Origin of the sequence: Planotetraspora kaengkrachanensis (genome assembly GCF_016862895.1) — a bacterium.
Taxonomy (GTDB): domain Bacteria; phylum Actinomycetota; class Actinomycetes; order Streptosporangiales; family Streptosporangiaceae; genus Planotetraspora; species Planotetraspora kaengkrachanensis.
This window is the reverse complement of record NZ_BONV01000005.1, coordinates 39,524-55,974: the sequence shown is the minus strand read 5'-3', so window position 1 is coordinate 55,974 and position 16,451 is coordinate 39,524. Positions and strand designations below refer to the sequence as shown.

General features: G+C 68.0%; 14 protein-coding genes. 2 read left to right on the top strand and 12 right to left on the bottom strand.

The genetic code is table 11. From position 1 onward, the window contains the following. Positions 1 to 9: 9 nt before the first annotated feature. The 5 genes from Pka01_RS08535 to Pka01_RS08520 form a co-directional block, all read right to left on the bottom strand. Positions 10 to 1,068 (bottom strand): acyltransferase domain-containing protein, encoded by a 1,059-nt coding sequence (locus Pka01_RS08535; protein WP_203882082.1) that lies wholly within the window; start codon positions 1,066 to 1,068, stop codon positions 10 to 12. A gap of 70 nt (positions 1,069 to 1,138) precedes the next feature. Next, positions 1,139 to 2,008 carry an LLM class F420-dependent oxidoreductase gene (locus Pka01_RS08530; RefSeq protein WP_203882081.1) on the bottom strand — a complete coding sequence of 290 codons (870 nt, stop codon included), beginning with the start codon at positions 2,006 to 2,008 and terminating at the stop codon, positions 1,139 to 1,141. Between the two features lie 254 nt (positions 2,009 to 2,262). Beyond that, positions 2,263 to 3,552 carry a dicarboxylate/amino acid:cation symporter gene (locus Pka01_RS08525; RefSeq protein WP_239114839.1) on the bottom strand — a complete coding sequence of 430 codons (1,290 nt, stop codon included), beginning with the start codon at positions 3,550 to 3,552 and terminating at the stop codon, positions 2,263 to 2,265. A gap of 95 nt (positions 3,553 to 3,647) precedes the next feature. Continuing rightward, positions 3,648 to 3,710: a putative leader peptide gene (locus Pka01_RS41560; RefSeq protein ID WP_373318119.1), complete on the bottom strand. Its 63-nt coding sequence runs from the start codon at positions 3,708 to 3,710 to the stop codon at positions 3,648 to 3,650. 135 nt (positions 3,711 to 3,845) lie between these two features. Continuing rightward, entirely contained in the window at positions 3,846 to 4,073 is a 228-nt protein-coding gene (locus Pka01_RS08520; protein ID WP_203882079.1) for a hypothetical protein, read from the bottom strand. A gap of 227 nt (positions 4,074 to 4,300) precedes the next feature. Between Pka01_RS08520 and rox the strand changes: the two genes are divergently transcribed. Further along, the gene (rox, locus tag Pka01_RS08515) at positions 4,301 to 5,725 is read left to right on the top strand and encodes a rifampin monooxygenase (RefSeq protein WP_203882078.1); all 1,425 of its coding nucleotides are present in this window, start codon (positions 4,301 to 4,303) and stop codon (positions 5,723 to 5,725) included. A gap of 201 nt (positions 5,726 to 5,926) precedes the next feature. Here the strand turns inward: rox and Pka01_RS08510 are convergent, their stop codons facing one another. From Pka01_RS08510 to Pka01_RS08495, 4 genes are all read right to left on the bottom strand, one after another. Then, a complete protein-coding gene (locus tag Pka01_RS08510) occupies positions 5,927 to 6,466 on the bottom strand; it encodes an anthrone oxygenase family protein (RefSeq protein ID WP_203882077.1) in 540 nt (179 codons plus the stop codon). A 175-nt stretch (positions 6,467 to 6,641) separates the two neighbouring features. After that, the gene (locus tag Pka01_RS08505) at positions 6,642 to 7,256 is read right to left on the bottom strand and encodes a TetR/AcrR family transcriptional regulator (RefSeq protein WP_203882076.1); all 615 of its coding nucleotides are present in this window, start codon (positions 7,254 to 7,256) and stop codon (positions 6,642 to 6,644) included. A 113-nt stretch (positions 7,257 to 7,369) separates the two neighbouring features. After that, positions 7,370 to 9,664, bottom strand: coding sequence for a LamG-like jellyroll fold domain-containing protein (locus Pka01_RS08500; protein ID WP_203882075.1), 2,295 nt, complete (start codon positions 9,662 to 9,664; stop codon positions 7,370 to 7,372). Positions 9,665 to 9,930: 266 nt separating this feature from the next. Continuing rightward, positions 9,931 to 10,539 carry a TetR/AcrR family transcriptional regulator gene (locus Pka01_RS08495; RefSeq protein WP_203882074.1) on the bottom strand — a complete coding sequence of 203 codons (609 nt, stop codon included), beginning with the start codon at positions 10,537 to 10,539 and terminating at the stop codon, positions 9,931 to 9,933. Positions 10,540 to 10,784: 245 nt separating this feature from the next. Here Pka01_RS08495 and Pka01_RS08490 point away from each other — a divergent pair, with 245 nt between their 5' ends. Then, positions 10,785 to 11,345, top strand: a complete 561-nt coding sequence (locus tag Pka01_RS08490; protein WP_203882073.1) for a hypothetical protein — start codon at positions 10,785 to 10,787, stop codon at positions 11,343 to 11,345. Between the two features lie 70 nt (positions 11,346 to 11,415). On the opposite strand, the gene Pka01_RS08485 is transcribed toward Pka01_RS08490, so the two are convergent. The 3 genes from Pka01_RS08485 to Pka01_RS08475 all read right to left on the bottom strand — a co-directional run bounded on the left by Pka01_RS08485 (position 11,416) and on the right by Pka01_RS08475 (position 16,374). Then, complete coding sequence (locus tag Pka01_RS08485) at positions 11,416 to 12,456, bottom strand: WxL protein peptidoglycan domain-containing protein (protein ID WP_203882072.1); 1,041 nt, start codon at positions 12,454 to 12,456, stop codon at positions 11,416 to 11,418. Positions 12,457 to 12,525: 69 nt separating this feature from the next. Then, positions 12,526 to 13,146, bottom strand: a complete 621-nt coding sequence (locus Pka01_RS08480) for a hypothetical protein (RefSeq protein WP_203882071.1) — start codon at positions 13,144 to 13,146, stop codon at positions 12,526 to 12,528. A gap of 51 nt (positions 13,147 to 13,197) precedes the next feature. After that, positions 13,198 to 16,374, bottom strand: a complete 3,177-nt coding sequence (locus Pka01_RS08475) for a family 43 glycosylhydrolase (RefSeq protein WP_203882070.1) — start codon at positions 16,372 to 16,374, stop codon at positions 13,198 to 13,200. Positions 16,375 to 16,451 lie beyond the last annotated feature (77 nt).

Sequence of the window (16,451 nt, the reverse complement as noted above, 5' to 3'; positions counted from 1 at the left end):
TCGTGATGCTCAGGTCTCCACGGATCCACCGCGGACCCTGGCGAGGGACGCGCGGAACTCCTGGATTCCACCGTGGTCGCGGCGGAGTGTGCCGGTGACGACCACGACTTCCGTGGGCTCGCCGAGGGCGTCTCTCGCGAAAGCCTGGACGCCCTCAGTGAGGATCACGTGCGGACTGCTCTCGACGAACACACGGTGCCCGTCGGCGACAGCGGCCCTGACCGCGTCCCCGAGTTCCACCGTCTGACGCAGGTTGCGGTACCAGTAGCCGGCGGTGAGCCTGGCCGTGTCGAGCCGACGGCCTGTGACAGTGGAGTAGAAAACGATGTCCGACGCTCGGGGACGGATATCCGACAGCACATCGAGGAGACGAGGTTTCACCGGCTCGACCAGGGGCGAATGGGACGCGTAGTCGACCCGCACCTCCCGTACGTCGAGGTCCTCAGCGCGGCATGAGGCGACGAACTCGGTCAGCGCTGTGACCTCACCGGACACCACCGTCACCGCGGGCCCGTTCACGGCTCCGACGTTGAGCCGATCACCCCAGCCGGCGAGTCGTCTGCGCACCTCGTCGGCGCGGAGCGGCACGGAGGCCATCCGGCCCGTGGTCCCGATGGACGCGATCGCCTGGCTGCGGAGTGCGACGACCGTGGCGGCGTCGCCAAGGGACAGTGCGCCGGCGATGTGGGCGGCGGCGATCTCCCCTTGCGAGTGGCCGATGACAGCGTGAGGGTGGACGCCTGCCTGCTCCCACAGCCGCGCGAGCGAGACCATCATGGCGAAGAGAGCCGGTTGGACGACATCCACGCGATCGAGCGCCGGTGCACCTGGGCGCCGGGTCAGCACGTCGGTGAGGGACCAGTCCAGGTGGGGAGCCAGGGCGTTCTCGCATGCGCGGATGTGACGGGCGAAGACCGCCGACGTGCTGAGCAGGTCCTCAGCCATGGCCGCCCACTGTGAACCTTGCCCGGGGAAGACGAACACGGCGCCGCGGCCATCGGCCGCGACGCCTACGGGTGAAGCGGAGATGTTCTTCCGTTCGTTCGGCGTGGAGAACGCTGGGGTCATGCCGGACTCCTTTCGCTCGCTGGAGCCCTGCCGAGCGGTTGGGGGGAGCGTCCGTTTCCCGGGAACCGGCCTAGCCTTTCCGCGGTTCGAGCGTCTCGGCTGCGGTCTCCAGCGCGGACAGGTGCTCGTCGACCGAGCGCAGTCCCGCTTTCATGGTGTTGATGGCGATGTGAGTGGCGCCGGACTCCCGCCACCGGCGGGCCAGATCGTTCAGCTCATCCGCGTCGCCTGTCCAGTTGACCCGGCCTTCCATGCCGAGCATGGAGGGGTCGCGTCCCGCCTGGACAGCGGCCTCCTCGACCATGGTCTTGGCCTCATCCAGCTTCGGGCCTGGGGACATCTGCGGGAACCAGCCGTCGGCGAGTCGTCCAGCACGGCGGTACGCCGCAGGCGACTGCGCGCCGAACCAGATGGGGATCGGCCGCTGCACCGGCAGGGGCGCCAGCCCCGCTCCGGTCACCCGGTCATAGGTGCCGTCGAAGGTGACCGACCGCTCGGTCCACAACTGGCGCAGCAACTCGACCTGCTCCTCGATGCGCTTGCCCCGGGTGGTGAAGTCCTGGCCGAGGGCTTCGTACTCGACCTGGTTCCATCCGAGGCCCACGCCCAGCCGCAACCGGCCGGCACTGAGCAGGTCGACTTCCGCCGCCTGCTTGGCCACCAGGGCCGTCTGCCGCTGGGGCAGGATGATGATGGAGGTGACGAGTTCCAGCGAGGTCAGTGCGGCGAGGTAGCCGAAGAGGACCATCGGTTCGTGGAACGTGGTCCGCACGTCGTAGACACCTTGCCAGCCCTCGTGGACCGCCGGGTCGGCGCCCACGACGTGGTCATAGGCCATCACATGCCGGAAACCGAGCTCCTCGACCCCTTGCCCGTAGGCGCGCACCGCGCCTACGTCCGCGCCGATCTCGGTCTGGGGAAAGACGACACCGATCCGCATTCATGGCTCCCGTCAACTGTCAGGCGAACTCGCCGACCATCATGCCGTGCACGGCGCCGCTCAACCGCGTCGCGAGTGGTGTCTGAACAGAATGGGAACTCACAGGTTTGCTTTGGCATCGGCCCTACCCGGGACACGGGGCTCCTCCGATGCGGAGACGGGAGCCCGAGGGATCGCACCCTCAGGCTCCCGTACGGCCGGGCATCACAGCCAATGGGTGACGGAGCGTACCCGGACGCGGGCCGCCCCGGTGGTCATGCGATCGCTGGTTCACCCGATGGGCGCGGGGCGCTCACCGGAGCCTCGTCGAGCGACTGCGGGGGAGCGTTGAGCACCGCCTCGTCGAGACGGCCCTCGCTGCGGGCGACGAGGACCGGCACCACGATCTGTCCGGCGACGTTGGTCGCGGTGCGGATCATGTCGAGGATCGGGTCGATGGCCAGCAGCAGGCCGACGCCCTCGAGCGGCAGCCCAAGTGTGCTCAGCGTCAGCGTGAGCATCACGATCGCGCCGGTCAGACCGGCCGTCGCGGCCGAGCCGACCACGGATACGAACGCGATGAGCAGGTACTCGCCGAACCCCAGCGGGACGTCGAACACCTGAGCCACGAAGATCGCCGCCAGCGCGGGGTAGATCGAGGCGCAGCCGTCCATCTTGGTGGTCGCGCCGAACGGCACGGCGAAGGAGGCGTAGTCGCGGTCGACGCCCAGACGCTCGATTGTGACCTTCTGCGTCAGCGGCAACGTGCCGACCGAGGAACGGGAGACGAAGGCCAACTCGATCGCCGGCCACGCGTTGCGGAAGAACGTGATCGGGTTGACCTTGCCGACCAGCGCGAGCAGCGCCGGGTAGACGGCCAGCAGGACGATGAAGCAGCCGACGTAGACGCCGAGGCTGAACTTGGCCAGCGGTGCGAGCAGGTCCCATCCGTACGTGGCGACCGACTTGCCGATCAGGCCGGCGGTCCCGATGGGTGCCAGGCGGATGACCCACCACAGCGCCTTCTGGACCAGTTCGAGGATCGAGCGGCTGAAGCCGAGGAACGGCTCGGCCTTCTCGCCGATCGCCATGGCCGCGGCGCCGAGCACGATACCCAGGAAGACGATCTGGAGGACGTTGAGCTCGGTGAACGCCGTGACGATGTTCGTCGGGATGATGCCGGTGAGGAAGTCGACCCAGGTGCCGACGCTCTCGGGCGCCTTCGCGCCCGCCGTGTCCAGGGTGACGCCCTGGCCGGGGTTGATGATCAGGCCGAGGCCGATGCCGATGATGACGGCGATCAGCGCGGTGGTGAGGAACCAGAACAGCGTCTTGCCCGCCAGCCTGGCCGCGCCGTTGACGTTGCGGAGGTTGGCGACGCTGACCACCACGGCGGTGAACACCAGCGGCGGCACTGCCAGCTTGAGCAACTGGACGAAGATTCTTCCGACTTCGGTGAGGGTGGTGGCCAGCCAGGCGAGGTCCCAGACGCGGGCGGCGAAGCCGAGGGCCACGCCCACGACCAGGCCCAGCAGCAACTGCAGGGAGAAAGAGAATCTCTTCACGATGACGAAGGCTCCGAAAGAAGGCATGCCTGACAGGGCACGCGAAAGGGGGAGTGAGTGAGGGTGATGGCGATCGAGCGCTCGTCAGAGCGCGATCAGCGACAGAGAGAGCCGGCCAGACGACAGAGATCGATGTGCAGCCGCGCAACGAGCCACACGGACAGGACGGTAAGCCTCACGGGATTGTCCAGCGGTAGTGAAATGAACGTTACTTCGACTGTAAGAGTGATCCACTCGCCAAATCAAGTCCTTCCCGACCAGGAGTGCCGGAATCGCCCGGGCGATGCGACCGTTCACCGTGTCCCGCCATGTTGCCGCGAATCCTCCTGAACGCCACCCTGCACCACCGGTGTGGCCGTCGGCGTGCGACTGCTGACGCTGACCACAGCCGCCGCCACGCTGTGCGGCTTCATCGCGACACCACGGGCGAAGATCACGTGGCTGGGAAAGCATTGGACGGGGTGATGCTCGGGCTTGTAGCTTGCAGTGACCGTGACACCGCCCGAGGAGGTGAGACCCATGAACGCTGTATCGATGTGGGTGCTCCCCCTTCCCGTCACGGTCGGGCGATTGACGTAGGTGTCGCCGGGAGCGCCTCGACAACAAGGCACTCCCGAAAGGCAACACCTATGCACTCTCGCAGTTCACCGCCGGGCCGTCGTCGAACGATACGGTCGAGCGCGACTCCACCGTGGGCGACGTCCCCGGACTCCGATCGTCGGCCTCCGGCGCTGATCGCGCCCCCCTCATGTTCGACGTGATCATTGCCGGGTGCGGGCCGACCGGCGCGATGCTGGCCGCCGAACTGCGGCTGCACGATGTGCGGGTACTCGTTCTGGAGAAGGAAACCGAGCCCGTGTCGTTCGTACGCATAGTCGGTCTGCATATTCGCAGTCTCGAGCTGATGGCGATGCGCGGCCTGCTGGATCGCATTCTCGAACACGGAAGACAGCGTCCGGCCGGCGGTTTCTTCGCCGCCATCCCCAAACCCGCGCCCAAGGGCCTGGATTCCGCGTACGCCTATTTGCTGGGCATCCCGCAGCCGGTCATCGTTCACCTGCTCGAAGACCATGCGATCGAACTGGGTGCGCAGGTCCGGCGCGGTTGTGCGGTGGCCGGTTTCGAGCAGGACGACGAGGGTGTGACCGTCGAGCTGGCCGACGGGGAACAGCTGCGTTCGCGCTATCTCGTCGGCTGTGACGGCGGGCGCAGTACGGTGCGCAAACTGCTCGGCGTCGGCTTTCCCGGCGAGCCCTCGCGGACCGAGACGCTGATGGGCGAAATGGAAGTGGGCGTGCCGCAGGAGGAGATCGCCGCCAAGGTGACCGAAATCCGCGAGACCCATCAGCCATTCTGGCTCCGGCCGTTCGGCGAAGTGGTCTACAGCGTCGTAGTCCCCGCCGCGGGAGTCAGCGACCGCGCGGAACCGCCCACCCTCGAGGATTTCAAACAACAGCTGCGCACCATCGCCGGAACCGATTTCGGCGTGCACTCCCCGCGCTGGTTGTCCCGCTTCGGGGATGCCACCCGGCTGGCCGAACGTTATCGGGTCGGGTGGGTGCTGCTGGCCGGCGATGCGGCGCACATCCATCCACCCACCGGCGGGCAGGGCCTCAACCTGGGAGTTCAGGACGCATTCAACCTCGGCTGGAAACTGGCCGCACAGATCCGCGGCTGGGCCCCGGAAACACTGCTGGACACCTACGAGGCCGAACGTCATCCAGTCGCCGAGGACGTGCTGGACAACACCCGCGCCCAGATGGAACTGCTGTCCACCGAACCGGGCCCGCAGGCCGTGCGCAGGCTGCTCACCGAACTGATGGACTTCGACGAGGTGAACCGCCACCTGATCGAGAAGATCACCGCGATCGGCATCCGCTACGACTTCGGCGCAGGCCCCGACATGCTCGGCCGCCGCCTCCGCGACATCGACGTGAAACAGGGCCACCTCTACGGTCTGCTGCATCGCGGCCGCGGCCTGCTGCTGGACCGCACCGAACGCCTGACCGTCGGCGGCTGGTCAGATCGGGTCGATCACCTCGCGGATCCGACTGCGGCACTGGATGTTCCGTGCGTCCTGCTACGCCCCGACGGCCACGTCGCCTGGATCGGCGACGATCAGCAGGACCTGGACGATCACCTCTCCCGCTGGTTCGGCAAGCCCGCCAACTGATTGCGCCTGAGCAACCGAAAAGGGCTCGTGAGGATGATCGGAACGGTCAGTGGCGACTGACCATCGGAAGGCTGGAGGCAGCATCAGCCGTGGTGCTCTGGCGCCAGGGTCGGCCTGCGAGGAGGGTCGGCCTCCAAGTGACGACCGGAAGACGGCGGAAGAGCACCGCGGAGTGGATCAGCGCAGGCGACCGTCGTTCGTCTAACGGCGGTTTCCTGAAGCTCGCTCACCTGGTCCGTTCACCGGGGTCGGCGGCAGAGGCTCGACTACCCAGCTCTCGGGCCGGGTGAAGACCACGATGATTATGATCACGGCGAACGCGGCAAGCCCGGTCATGGTGCGCAGGTAGTGAAAGGTCTCCCACCTCTGCAGGATCTCGGCGTAGCCCTCTGTGACCGAAGTGGCGGCCCACCGCCGGATGTGCGCGTGCAGGGGGACGTTGCCGAACACCGTGACCAGTAACGAGGTCAGCGTCAACGCACCGGCGCCGATCGCCAGTCGCCGTGACAGACCGTGGCTGACGACCGCCAGACCGAACGATGACAGGATCGCCAGAGCCATCGCGGCCTGCATGACCGGCTCGTTGACCTTCATCATCGCGGTGTGGAAGGTCAGCCGCACCTCCAGGGGGACGGCTGCGAACGTGGGAACCACGTTGGCGGCGCCGTACCCGAACGCGCCCGCGAGCAGTCCCGTGGCCAGCAGGGCGGCCCCCTGAACGTACCTGACATGGGTTCTCATGACACGCAATGGTCGTCCGAGCGCCACGCCGCAGGCGTCCCACCAGAGGAGGCTTCGCCACTACTGCACAGGGAGCAGGATCCGGCGATCTGTCGCCCCGGGAGTATTCGCGCGGACGAAACTTGGTCACCCCAGGAGACGACTCCGGATGGGACGAAAGGTGAAGGGCGGCCTTTCAGACCGGTGGATCACCGGGGAGGCCCAGATGGCGGTGGAGCATCTGGTGCATGGTGCGTCGGAACCGGCGCAGGCTCCGCGGGTTCGAGGGCCCCCGGAGTTCCCCGTCAGCCTCCAGAACGCCCGCTTTGACAAAGCCGTGGACGGACCAGATCACGGTCCAGAGCGTGTACTCGATGTCGACGTCGGTATCGGGGAGCAGATTTCCCACCGACTTGCCGATCATCCCGGTGAGCGGCTCGACATATTGGTTCTCCAGCTCCGCGACGTCCGCCGCGTCCAGCAACCATCGATGCATCCAGAGCGCCACGATGTCCGGATGCTCGACGTAGAAATCAAGGTAGCGGTCGAATAACTGGTGAACCGAACCGTTCGCCTCGAACTCCACCGCCGCCGCCTCGAGCGCGGCGCGCTCCGATTGGAACGCCCGCTCCATGACGGCGAGGTAGATATCCCGTTTGGTGCCCACCTGCTCGGTGATCGTGGTGATGTCCAGCCCGATCGCCTCAGCGATCTGACGGATTGACGTACCGTCGTAGCCGAGAGCCGCGAAAAGCCGTGTCGCGACCTCCAGAATGACCTCGGACCGGCCCCCGTGTTCCTGTGGTGCCATGAAATGACGCTACCCCAGGTCGCATGCGCCTAATTGGCCAGATGGGGCATCTTGCGCAAGACCGTCGAAGGCCGTACGGGGCCGGCCCCTGTGCCGGCCCCGTACGGTCTGCGTCACTTGAAGGTGGTCAGGAACTCGCTCGTCCGCAACGCGCGGGACGAGATGCGAACGTCGCCGATCCATCCGTAGAAGCCCTGGCCGAACTGCAGGTCACTCTGCGTGGCACCGAGGACGAACGGCTTGCCGAGGGTGGCGATGCCCGTCGAAGGCTGAGTGGGGTTACGGACGATCTTCGATCCGTTCACGTAGATCACCGTTGCCCGGCCGTCGTTGACCACGGCGATGTGCATCCACTCTCCGGGCGGCAGGGCGTGGCTCCACGAGGTGGGGCTCGAGTTCTGCACGTCCGGATAGACGATGTACTGCAGGAACCGCTCGGGAGACAGGTTCAGGCTGCAGGTGGGTTCGTCCTGGGAGAAGCCGTTGGTCTTGCCGGCGTCGCCGCTGCGACCCTCCCAGCTGAGGATGCCCATCCAGGCGTGGTCACCCTGGAACGGATCGGGCAGCTTGATGAACGCCTCGATCGTGTATCCGGAGCGGAACTTCATGCTGTTGACGGGCGCACCGGCCACGGCCTCGAGAATCGCAGCCCTGTCGGGGCTCTTGCCTCCGTCGAAGCGCAGGCTGGCATGCGCCGGCTGCCCGGTGTGGTGATCGGGCGACCAGGTGAGCAGATGGTTCGAGCCGTCGCCGATGCTCCAGTCGGCGAGCTGGATGAGCGAGTCACCGGAGTTCGCGGTGACGTTGAGCCGGTAGTACGCGTAGGCGGTCTTGTTGGTGAAGCTGTAGGTGTTGGTGGCGAACCGCCCGCTGAAGCTCACCCCCGTCTGCGTGTCCAGGTCGGTCCACGAACTGCCGTCGTTCGAGCCCTGCACCGTGAAGTCCTTGGGGTCGCGGCCCGCCGAGTCGTTCGCGGAGGTCAGCGCGTACTGCACCACCACCGCGGGCTTGGCCAGCCGGTAGGTCACCCAGCCGGTCGAGCTGAACGCCAGCCACTTGGTCGACGAATTGCCGTCCTTGAGGTTCGCGGCGATTTCGTTCGGCGCGTTCTCGGCGCTCGCGGTCACCGCGCTGACCTGGCCGAGCAGGTTGCCTGGCACCGGAGTGCCGAGCAGCTGAACCGTCAGGTTGTTGCCGTTGCCGGTGAGGTCGGGAACCACCGTTCCGGCCGCGACGGGGCTTCCCGCCGTGCCGGCTCCGGTCAGCCCTGCCGCGTCGAAGCGCCAGTACGCCACGGTGCTCTTGGGCGTCACGGCACTGACGGGGCGCGGAGGGGGCGGCGTCACCGGGGCGAACCCCTGGAAGCGCGCGGTGAAGTCGATGTCGATGCTGAAACGGTCCGTCGGGCCGGTGAGCTCCAGCGTCTCGGCCTCGAGCGGAGACCGCCGCTCCGGGTCGTGGTCCAGGAACCACGGCGAGAAGGTTTCGACGTCGACGACGTTCCGGACGAGGTCGAAGTGATACAGGCGGATCATGCCGCCGCCACCGTAGTAGCGGTCCTGGTAGTTGGTGATATGCGCGTGAACGTCGTTCCCCGCGTCGTTCTTCAGAACCGTGCGCGCGGGCGGCCAGAAGTGACCGTTGAGCGTGAGGAAGATCTGGTCGTTACGGCGAATGACGCCGTCCCACAGCTGTTGCCCGTAGGCGGACAGGGACGCCGTGCCGTTGTCGCCCGGAGCGACCAGCTCGTGGGTGGTGAGAATGACGGGCAGCGTGCGGTGAGCGTCGATGACGCCTTGCGCCCACTGCACGCCCTTGTCCGACAGCCTCCAGTCGAGCGCGAGGATCAGCCATTCACGGCCGCCCGCCCGGACCACGTGGAAACTGTTGTAGCCGTCGGGTGAGGCGCCGCCGAAGGTCGGCGACTTGGCGAAGCGCTGCGGGCCGAAGACGCTCAAGTAGGGCGTCTTTCCGCGCTGGTCGTCCGACGTGACGTCGTGGTTTCCCGCGAGCACGCTGTACGGCACCTTGTCGTCGATGGCCCGGAAGGTCTTGCCCGCGAGCGTTTCCTCCTGCTCGGTGCCGTGCTCGGTGACATCGCCGAGGTGCGTCATGAACGCGATGTTCAGGTCTGCGCGTTCCTGAATGAGGTAGTCGAAGGTCTTGAGCAGTGGCTCGGGGTTGGCGCTGTCCGCGTCGAAAAGGTATTGGGTGTCCGGCAGCACGGCCAGGGCGAAACGGGGGCTTTCCTCGTCGAAGTGCCCGTTGCCACCGGAACGGTGTCCATCGTCCGCGCTCGCCGGAGAGGCGCCTACCAGCGTCGACAAAGCGCCGACGGCGGGAGCGGCCAGAGCGGCCTGAATCAGGGCACGGCGTCCGACACCGTGCTGTTCGCCTACGTTGTCCATCAGTCTCCAAACCGCTACTTCCTAGATAACGGCCGGACCGTATTCAGCACGCGCGGCTGTCCGGTGAAGCAGATCTGAATCGTGGGAGCCTCACGCAGGAAGATAAAGGGGCCAGTCCCGGACTTGTTCCGGGGAGCCTCGGGTGATCACCAGACCCGCTTTCGTGCGCGCGCCTCCGCTCGGGACGCCATGGCTGAGAGCGGCCGCCGCAGCCCGGCTTTCGGCACGCGGCGGCGATCGACCGGCATCGACCTGTTCGAGGCGGATCAGGCGCCCGCCGGTCCGCTGTAGTCGGTGGCGGCATAAACCTGCAGGAGCCTCTCGACTCCGCGCAGGAAGGTCTCGCAGATCAGCACCGGGTCGAACAGGCAACCGGCGGCCATGGCGCCGTCGCGCATCATCACGAAGTGGTGGGCGGCGGGCTCGGCGCCGGTCTCCTTGATGTTGGCCAGCAGTTCCGTGACGGTTTCCAGGAACCATTGGCGGTGGGCGAGCACGGCCTTGCGCACCGGGGACTCGGGGTCGGGATACTCAGCGGCGGCGTTGAGGAAGGCACATCCCCGGAAGCCGCGGGACTGGATGCCCTGGGCGATGGACTTGCTGAGGGCCCGGATGGTGTCGGTGGCCGGTAGTCCGGCGGCGACGGCCTCGTCCGCCTGACCCCGCATAGCTCGGTCGACCTCGCTCAGATAGGAGAGGACAAGGTCTTCCTTGCCGGGGAAGTGCCGGTAGAGGGTGGCCCGCGTCACCTGCGCTTCGGCGACGATGCGATCGATGCCGACGGCGTGGATGCCCTCCGCGTAGAAGAGCCGGGTGGCCGTGTTGAGCAGCCGGGACCGCGCTTCGGACGGCCGGTCTTCGGATTGGCTGGGCATACCCCCACCTTAGCGGATAGAACGTTCGGTCTTGACAGTCCGTGCCGCAGGTTGCCATGCTCAGCCAAGACAGAACGTTCGGTCTAGCTGGGGAGGGTCCAGCGGCGGCCTGGCAGACCATCCCGTCCTGGTACCTGGTCAGCAGGCAGGACCAGGCCATCGCTGGTCGCCCACCTGATCGAGAAAGCCGACCGCGGGACGCGCTGAACCGCTCTCCTCGTCACTCATCCACCGAAAGGATCACCATGAGCACCATCGCTGCTTCGCCCGGTATTTCCAGGACCGCGTCCGCATTGCGGCAGCTGTACTTCGTCCGGTTCGCGTTCGCCATCGTCTGGGCCCTCGTGATGTTCACGACCGCCTCGAAACTGGGTCCGGTCGCGGTCACTCTGCTCGTGCTCTACCCGCTGTTCGACGTGGCCGCCGCCATCGTCGACGCCCGCGCGTCGCGCACCACCGGAACACCTGCCCTGCTGTACGTGAACATCGCGGTCAGTCTGATCACCGCCGTCGGCGTGGGCATCGCCTGCGCGTCCGGCATCCCGGCGGTGCTGCGCGTGTGGGGCGCTTGGGCGGTCGTGGCCGGGCTGGTCCAGCTGATCGTGGGTGTCACTCGCCGCAAGATGGGCGGCCAGTGGCCGATGATCATCAGCGGCGGCATCTCCGTACTCGCCGGTGCGTCGTTCATCGTCGGTGCCTCCGCGGACAGCCCGACGCTGATCAACGCGGCCGGCTACGCCATCCCCGGCGGCATCTTCTTCCTCATCTCGGCCTTCCGTCTCGGCCGCGCCGCGAAGGGAAACTGACATGGACAGCATCACTTACGGCGTCGTCGTCATCTGCCGGCGACGCCTCGCCCGCTCCATGGAACCGGCCCTAAACCTGGGCGTTCCGTGAGGACTCCTGGGCCTCCGCGCGGCCTTCATCGCGGGCGCGGGCGAGCAGGTCCGCCAGATGCCGGCGGCGGCGCCAGGTGATGCCCCGGTAGGAGAAGAAGAGGATCACGAGGAGCGCGGCCAGGGCCAATTGGGGCCAGGGCACGGTCCAGATCGTCATGTCGGTGGTGGCGTCCTCGACCACGACGCCGACGGGGACGCCACCGTGGACGGACGGGGACACGGTGACGCTCGTGGAGAGCGGGCCCAGGGCCCAGACTCCCGCGATGCGGGTCTCCACCGTACGGCTGTCGCCGGGGAAGATCTCCTCCACATCGGTCTTGGCATCACGTTGACCGGACAGGTCGCTGACCGTCACCTCGCCGACTCCGCTCACCGTGACGTTCCCCTTGTTCGTCGCCGTGTACTTGACCCGGATGGCACCAGACGAGAAGGGATTCCACGACTGCTCGTACACGGCCGTGAGGTCGCTGACCGCCACCGCCGCCGTGATCGTGCCGGTGGTGCGCGTCATGACTCGGAACCCCACCCGGCTCTCCACGGAGACCGTGTCGCCGGCGCTGGTGACCGTCGCCGCGATGCCGGCCGGATGGTCCCCCGGCGCGGCGTCACGCGGCACGGTGATCGTGAACGGCACCACCTTCGTCTCGTCGGCCCCGACGGTGACCTTGTTCTGGACCTTGATCCAGGTGCCGCCGTCCTTGGACGTCTGGCCGGACTGGAGCATGTTGAAGCGGCCCTTGTCGGTGAGGTAGCCGTCGGCGGCCTTCAGGGCGAAGTCGGCGGCGGCGTCGCTGAAGTTCCGCACAGCCAGGTACTCGGTCACGGTCTGACCCGGGTCGAGGGTGAGCTCGACCCATCGGCGGCCGTCCGGGCCCTGCTCGTCGGCCGGCTGGACCGACCAGGTGAGGGTCGGAGCCGGGTCGGCCAGTGCGTCGACGGGCGCGAAAGGCACGGTGAGGAGCGCCGCCGTGAGCACGGCGAGGAGCCGCGGCAGCGTCTGCGACAGGGTTCGGATCACGGCGGGGCCTCCGGCGAAAGGGGGTGGTGGGGGCCGCGACGCTGCGGCCCCCATCCGTCGGCTATTCGGTTATTCGAAGAGGGACAGGGTCAGCGTCGAGGCGTACGAACCCGCCGCGACGTCCGCGGGGGTGCGCAGGAACAGGTCGGCGTTGACGGTGTACGCGCCGCCGGCCACGGCGCCGGAATCGAAGGTCGAGGCCAGGAGTTCCTGGTCGACCAGACCGACGTTGTTGCCGGGCTGGGTCGGCTCGTCGAGGACGGTCACGACCTCCTCGCCTTCGGCGACCAGGCCGGTCTCGCCGCCGTCGATCAGGTGCGGCTTCCAGCCGAGGTGGCCGGCGCTGATGGGCGCCTGACCGGCGTCGCCGACGAAGTCGGACGCGTTGCCGAGGACGGCCCATGCGGCGCCGTTGGGCACCTCCTCCAACGTGCGGGTGTCGGTGACCGTCACCGTCGGCAGGGTGCCGGTGAACTGGCGGGTCTCCAGGGTCGAGCCGTCCTCGCTCAGCGCGACGGAGTCCGCGGCGATCGACATGGCGAGCACGCCCGGCTCCTCGATCGGCGCGATTTCGACCGTCACCTCGACGTCGGTGCTGTCGCCGGGGTCGGCCACGGCGGGCCCCGGCAGCGCCACGGAAGCGGTCAGCGCGACGGCCGCCGCGAGCAGCCATTTGGGTTGGATTTTCATGTAGTGCTCCACTCTGGATTATGGGGAATTTCTGGAGATAGGGGTGGGCCCTCAGGAACAGGAGAGAGCGTGGAAATCCGCGGTGTACTCGGAGGTGGTCTCCTCGCCGTCCACCGCCCCGGTGGCGCTGACGGTGACCGAACCCGCCGCGATCGAGGCCGTACGGGTGGCGAACGACTGGTAGGCGCTCGCGCCCGGCGCGACATTCGGGAACGATCGCTCGCCGTACGCGCTCTCCAGGGTGATGCTCGCCGCCGCGTCATGGTCGTTGCGCGCCTGCACGGCCACGTACGCCTTGCCTGCCAGGCACCGCGGCAGGACCGTGATCGTGACGGGGATCTCGGCGGGCTCCTCGGGAGCCGGTTCCTGGGCGAAGACCCGCCATTCCGTGATCGCCACCGCGGAGTAGGCGGTGCCGTTGCCGTCGGCCCGGACCGTGGCCCGTACCCGGGACGTGGTGATCGGGTCGAAGGTGACGTTGTTGAACGCGGTCGTGCTCGTGCCGTACGTGGACGCGCCGGGCACGTCACGCCAGGCCGAGGTCGCCTCGTCCCAGTACTGGAGCACCCAGCCGTCGGGCTGGGCGACGCCGTCGCCGGTGCCCTGGTTGGAGTCCCGCCAGAACTTCAGCTCGGTGCTGATGATCCGTACGGGGCGTGACCAGTCGTACTGGACCCACTGGGTCGCCGGGCGGGTGCCGGACCAGGTGCCCCAGATCTGCGCCTGGCTCGGGTTGGCCGGGTCGGCGTCGTCGTTGAGGGCGGTGACGTTGTTCCAGCCCGCCGTGTAGGAGGCGGTCGAGGTCGCGACTGGGGCGATGTTGCCGTTGAGCGGCGCGGACAGGTCCGCCGGGATGACGACCGTCTTGGCGGTCTCCAGGTTTCCCGCCTTGTCGATCGCCCGGTACGACACGGTGTGCCGGTTGGCGTCGGGCGCCGTGATGACGCCGCCGGCGGTGGGGCTCCACGGGCCGGTGCCGATGGCGTACTCGATGCCGGCGACGCCGGAGGTGGCGTCGGTCGCGAGGACACCGACCGACCGGGTGGTGGTGTTCAGGGTGCCGACGCTGACCGGTGCCGTGGCGTCGATGCGTACCGTGAGGTTCTCGGGTGTCGAGACGTTGCCCGCGCGGTCGGTCGCATTCGCGGTGACGGCGTGCTCGCCGTCCCCGGAGACGTTGGCGTCGGCCTGCCGGGTGTCGGTGGTGACGACCGGCTGGCCGTCGTCCACCTTCGTCTCAATGGTCATCCGGCCGCCGCGGTCGTCGACGCCGTTGACGCGCACCCGTACCGCCGAGCGGTACCAGCCGGCGTTGCCCGAGCTGCCGCTGGGGGTGAGGGTCAACGTCGGCGCGGTCTCGTCGCCTTCGGTGTCGTCCGGCGAGAGGACCGTGACCTGCGTGGAGATACGGCCGGCGGCGTAGCCGAGCACGGTTCCCCGGATGGTGACCGTGCCGGGCTGGGCGACCTGCTCGGGGGTCAGCGGGTCCCAGAAGACCGGGATCCGCAGCGTCTCGCCGCCGAAGGCGACGCCGACGGTGCCGGGCAGCTCCGTTTCGCCCACTTCGACGGTGATGGCCGGCGGATCGACGGTCTCCGGCTGCGTGGCCAGGATCTTCCACTCCTCGACCGCGACCGCCGAGTAGGTGCTGCCATTGGTGGAGGCGTCGAAGGTCGCGCGTACCTGCGTGGTGGTGACCGGGTCGAAGTCGGTGTTCTGGAGGCCCTGCGTGCCGGTTGGATAGCCGCTCGCGTTGGGCACGTCGGCCCACTGGCCGATGGCGAGGTTCCAGTACTGGATCTTCCAGCCGGCGGGGGCCGCGACGCCCACGCCGCTGCCCTGCGGGTTGTCGTTCCAGAAGTCGATCTGCGAACCGGAGATCCGCATCGGCTGGTCCCACGTGTACTGCACCCACTGCTGCGGCGGGTTGTTGCCGGTCCAGGTGCCCCACATGTCCGGCGGCAGCGGGTTGGACCGGACGAGTTCGTCGTTGAGCGCCTTCACCCAGTACTGGGTGGGCACGGGCTCGTTGGAGACGGTGACCTTGGCCTCCTGCGCGACGTTCGGGCGGGGCGTGAGGTCACGTCCCTTGACCGGCGTCGGCGTGACGGGCTTCATCCGCGGCGGGGTCTGCGTGTCGTCCCACTCCACCCGGTCGATCGCGACCGAACGGCGGAAGTGCCCGCCGCCGACCGCGTCGGCCGTGTGGTACGCGATGTACCACTTGCCGTTGAACTCCAGGATGCCCGGGTGGCTGGTGGTCGAGGAGACCGGCCGGAGCACGGTGCCCCGGTAGGTCCACGGCCCCGCGGGCGAGGAGGCCGTCGCGTACGCGATGCAGGCGTGGTAGTTCGCCGGGGTGCACTGCGAGGTCGGGCCGGCGTTGTTCCCGGCGTACGCCATGTAGTACGTGCCGTTCCGCTCGAAGACCCAGGGCGCCTCGAAGAAGCCGGTCAGGCCGGTGATGGAGCGCTGAGTGCCGATCGGCGTCTTCATGTCCTGCTGGTACTCGAGCATCCGCAGGTTCCCGAAGGTGCCCCAGTAGACGTAGACCCGCTGGTTGGGGGCCTCGCCGTCGATCAGGATCGTCGGGTCGATGTTCTGGATGTTGTTGGCCGAGGGCACCCGCTGGGAGATCAGCGGCCCCCCGACGTAGTCGGTCCACGGGCCGGTCGGCGACGTCGCGACGGCCAGGCCGATGGCGAACTTGTCGGACGCGGTGCTGTTCCGCTCGCTGACCGGGACGTACCAGTAGTAGCGCCCGTCCACGCCCTGGATCATCTGGCCCGCGTACGCGCGCCCCGGGGTCGCCCAGGCGAAGACCTGCTCGGGGCGCATCAGCGACGGATAGTGGGTCCACTGGCCGGCCTCGACGTCAGTGGTACGGAACGCGCCCCACTCGTTCATGATGAAGTCGTTGGTGGACGGCCCGGCCTGGTCATGGCCGGTGTAGATGTAGAGCTCGTCGTGACCGCTGGTGTTGCCGGGGGCGCCCGCCGGGATGACGACCGGGGCCGGGTCGGCCGAGTAGTAGGTCCCGTCGCCCAGGATGGGGTTGCGGGTGTTGGTGAAGGTGGTGGAGTCGGCGGCGTGGGCCGGAACGGGAACCCCGACCAGGCATACGGCCACGAGCTGGGCGACCGCCGCCGCGGCGGTCCTGCGGAACCGGCGCTTCGGCCGGGAGCGGGGGGGTGATGAGGCGTCGGAGCGCCTCACGGCGATCTTCAAGGTCCTGCTTCCTTACTGTCAGCGAGTTCTCAGCGGGGGGTGGTGGCGGCGCCGCCGGGGACGCCGCCACCAGTGAG